At 53.8% G+C, this 3,488-nt stretch carries 6 protein-coding genes; 4 read left to right on the top strand and 2 right to left on the bottom strand.

Features of this window, described 5'->3' with window-relative positions; all coding sequences use genetic code 11:
* The first annotated feature begins 407 nt into the window (after positions 1–407).
* From H3Z84_RS07260 to H3Z84_RS07245, 4 genes are read left to right on the top strand one after another with little or no spacing between them, the layout of a single operon-like run.
* Entirely contained in the window at positions 408–1,013 is a 606-nt protein-coding gene (locus H3Z84_RS07260) for a 3'-5' exonuclease (protein ID WP_094626010.1), read from the top strand.
* Positions 1,010–1,642, top strand: a complete 633-nt coding sequence (locus tag H3Z84_RS07255; protein ID WP_094626009.1) for a metallophosphatase domain-containing protein — start codon at positions 1,010–1,012, stop codon at positions 1,640–1,642. The genes H3Z84_RS07260 and H3Z84_RS07255 overlap by 4 nt, the downstream gene beginning before the upstream one ends.
* Positions 1,643–1,671: 29 nt before the next feature.
* On the top strand, positions 1,672–1,980 hold the full coding sequence (locus H3Z84_RS07250; protein ID WP_154707658.1) for a DUF551 domain-containing protein: 309 nt from the start codon (positions 1,672–1,674) through the stop codon (positions 1,978–1,980).
* 29 nt (positions 1,981–2,009) lie between these two features.
* Positions 2,010–2,240, top strand: coding sequence for a hypothetical protein (locus H3Z84_RS07245; RefSeq protein ID WP_228285741.1), 231 nt, complete (start codon positions 2,010–2,012; stop codon positions 2,238–2,240).
* A gap of 117 nt (positions 2,241–2,357) precedes the next feature.
* Here the strand turns inward: H3Z84_RS07245 and H3Z84_RS07240 are convergent, their stop codons facing one another.
* Both H3Z84_RS07240 and H3Z84_RS07235 read right to left on the bottom strand, forming a co-directional pair.
* A complete protein-coding gene (locus H3Z84_RS07240; RefSeq protein WP_199457006.1) occupies positions 2,358–3,062 on the bottom strand; it encodes a metallophosphoesterase in 705 nt (234 codons plus the stop codon).
* Positions 3,059–3,241 carry a hypothetical protein gene (locus tag H3Z84_RS07235; RefSeq protein ID WP_094626215.1) on the bottom strand — a complete coding sequence of 61 codons (183 nt, stop codon included), beginning with the start codon at positions 3,239–3,241 and terminating at the stop codon, positions 3,059–3,061. Before H3Z84_RS07235 ends, H3Z84_RS07240 begins: the two co-directional genes overlap by 4 nt.
* Between the last annotated feature and the right edge of the window lie 247 nt (positions 3,242–3,488).

Genomic DNA, 3,488 nt, shown 5'->3' with positions numbered 1-3,488 from the left:
GTACCACCAAACCCTTGATTACCAAACACCGGATGAGGTGTACTACCAACAACCCATGACCCTGGCAGCTTGAGCCGGGAATACAGCCGGATCAGAGCTTAACTGCACCTTCAGGCTGTCCAACTGATGGGGTCCACCTCAGTACTTACACTGGAAGTGGGTTGTTTACTGAGCATAGTTTTCTAGGGCGGTAACACACGAGGCCACCAACCAACGTTTACTCATCCTTGCAGTTGCGGTCGTGGTCCGCCAGCTTCATTTGTGTGATGACGACACAAAATTGAGAGCCCTTAGCAATGCGATATACTCATTACTAAAAACATCAGCGGAGAAGCGCTTTTGTAACCACCCCCTAAAATCGGTACATCCGCTTTTAAGATTCCAAACCGAGTACCCGGACAAGACAAATGCGTGACAAATCGATCCTTGTAGTCGACCTCGAGGCAACCTGCTGGGAAGACCAGAAAACCCCTGACGGCGAGGGACAAGGTATCCACAACATGGAGATCATCGAACTCGGTTGTGCTCTTGCGACTCGACAAGGGAAGCTGCTGGATACCGGATCGTTTCTGGTCAGGCCAATCCGGAATCCTGCACTAAGCAGCTTTTGCACTGAGTTGACCGGGATCACCCAGGAGATGGTGGACGAAGCGCCGGCGTTCCCGGGGGCTGTTCAGGCTATGAATGCCTGGCTGGGTGATCTGCCGGACGATTTAATCTGGTGCAGCTGGGGCAACTACGACAGATTGCATCTGGAAGCCCAAAGCCTGCTGGACGGGGCGCAGCCAGCTATCCTAGCCCGCCCTCATCTGAACCTGAAACGTATCTGGCGCCGCACCACCGGCCAGAAAAAAAGGAACGGTCTAGCCAGCGCTTTGGTTTTTCACGATCTCGCCTTTGAGGGCAGCCAGCATCGGGGCGTGGATGATGCCCGAAACATCACCAGGCTGCTGTCTTTTATGAAATGGTCACTAGAGTCCGAGTTACTGACATTACCGGAGAGGGCGGTATGAAACTGGTCTGTATTTCCGACACCCACAGTCTGCACCATCGCATACTGAATGTTCCAGATGGCGATGTGTTGATTCATGCCGGTGACTGCCTGGGCCAGGGCACGCTGGAAAATATCGAAGAGCTCAATGAGTGGCTCGGAACGCTGCCGCACCGGCACAAAATTGTAATTGCCGGCAACCACGACTGGGCTTTCCAGGAAACGCCGGAATTAGCACGGCAGGCACTGACGAACGCCAATTACCTGGAAGACAGCGGCGCGGAGATTGAGGGGGTTCGGTTCTGGGGTTCACCCTGGACACCCACCTTTATGGATTGGGCATTTATGCTGGAGCGTGGCCAGCAGTTGCACCAGAAATGGCAGCTCATTCCGGACAATACCGATGTGCTGATCACCCACGGACCACCGAAAGGCATTGGTGATGAGGCAAACCTCGGATTCAAATGCCAGAATGTTGGCTGCATGGACTTGCTTGACCGAATCCAGCAACTCTCACTTAAAGCGCACATTTTTGGTCATATCCACGAGGGCTACGGACAGTATCAACGTGAAAAAATGAAGTTGATTAACGCCAGTATCTGCACCGCACGTTATGAGCCGAGGAACGCGCCGATTGTAGTGGAGATATAAATCGGCCAATTTTGATTGAGGAGGGGCACATGTCGTGGATTAATCCCAAGGATCAAATGCCTGAAGACAGGGAGGTCGTGATCGTCTTGTACTTGGGATACTGGTCTGGTCGTGGAAACAGCGGTATCACTGATGCCTATGCTGTGGGTCGGCAATGGGTCAATATCCCTGAAGGGGCCACCGTTGCTGCGTGGATGCCTATGCCGGATAAGGGCGAATTGCCTGAATGGCTTGCAACATCAATTGATGACCACGCACTCGTTGACCTGTGCAAGGAGCGGGTGAATGAAAAGGGTGTGCACGTGAATCTAGATGACGACGAATATTTCATGCTCTGAGGGCATCTAACGTGACCGCAGAAGAACTAATGGCACAGCTACAAAAGCCACCACCGGAAACACCGGTGCTGGTTGAGAGCTACGAAACCGGCTTTGATGAAATTGTCGAGCTCACCCCCGAAGAGGTTGTTCGCTACCGGCATGCTCAGGAGTGGGATGGCGAATACCAGGCGCCAGACAGGTTCTCCAACCCAGAAACCGGAGTTCGGCAGGCCGCGGTGATCCGGGAGGCGCAGAGGCCACCGAAGGTAATGCTATGAAGAATAGAAAGTCTTACAGCTTGACTGAACTGGTGGCCCAGTGTAACCCCGACGCGCCCGTGCCAGAGACGCTCCGAGAGTGGGATCAAGCTCCGCCGGTTGGCCTGGAACGGATTGCTATTGGTGATCAGATGGATGTGCCGCCACTCGATCCAGCACCTGACGAGCCGGCATCAACGGCACCTGACCCGTTTTCGCCAGAATATCGATCCAAACCTGATTTCCCCTCAGAATGACCTCGGCGGTTCCGATGTGGCCCGATACCACGGCCGTGATACCTGAAATGTGTTGATCCGCACCCTGCGCGCGGTTCCAGGGCCACGTGCATTCGATGGCAAAGCGCTCTGAAAAGGGTGTCTCCTGAACGGTTCGCCAATCATCGAAAGGGCTTTGAGCATGTACCAGCCCGAGTTGTCCGTTATCGCACTCGAGCGTCATGGTGAGCGGCAGCTGGTAACGACACTGAATTGCCAGATTTTTGTAAGAGGTTTCATCCAGGCCCGCAGTCCAGTGACCGCCCATTCCCCGGTGCTTGTAACGGTTTCGGTTATCCTCAGCGCCGGCGATAAACATGAGCTCATGGTTACCCATCACGCTGTATACCCAGTCGGTACCTAGAACCCACTCCAGAAGAAGCCGGGACTCTGGGCCGCGATCAATTGTGTCTCCCAACAGAAACAGACGATCAACGGACGTGTCGAATTCAGCATTCGATAACGCGGCCTGAAGAGCCTCGAACTCGCCATGCAGGTCACCACAAACCCAGTCCACCCCGACCGGATTGGCCGCAAAAAACCGATGTGGAGTCAGTCGCATGCTCATCGTCGGTAGCCATTATTCTCGTCCTTTTTAGTTGGCCGAGTATAACCCTGAACGGAACCTTCTTGGCGCTCCAGCGGGTTTAGTTCTTGGGGCAGTGGTTCCGCCAGTTCATCGGCATGGGCCGTGTGGGCATTTAGGCCGTCCAAGAATTCTTTTTCGGTTGGGCGCTTTGTATTCATATCGATTCGTGCTCCGTATTTCCTACCAGTGTATACCAACTCTGAAACGCTGAACTGGCTCCGTATTTTCTAACACCCAAACCAAAAAGGTGGTCAAATTTGACCGCTAGGAGTCTGCGCGGCAGGAGCCACCTTCTGGCATAATACGTAAAAATTCTTCAGCACCGGAGAATCCGATGGGAACCACCTTCCGCCCCTATTCACCTGATCAGGAACTGCTTCTTCCCCCGAGCCTGAACGAGTGGCT

The organism is Marinobacter sp. bablab_jr003 (assembly GCF_016464245.1).
Classification (GTDB): domain Bacteria; phylum Pseudomonadota; class Gammaproteobacteria; order Pseudomonadales; family Oleiphilaceae; genus Marinobacter; species Marinobacter vinifirmus.
The sequence above is the reverse complement of the archived record's forward strand: the minus strand, read 5'-3'. Positions and strand labels throughout refer to the sequence as shown.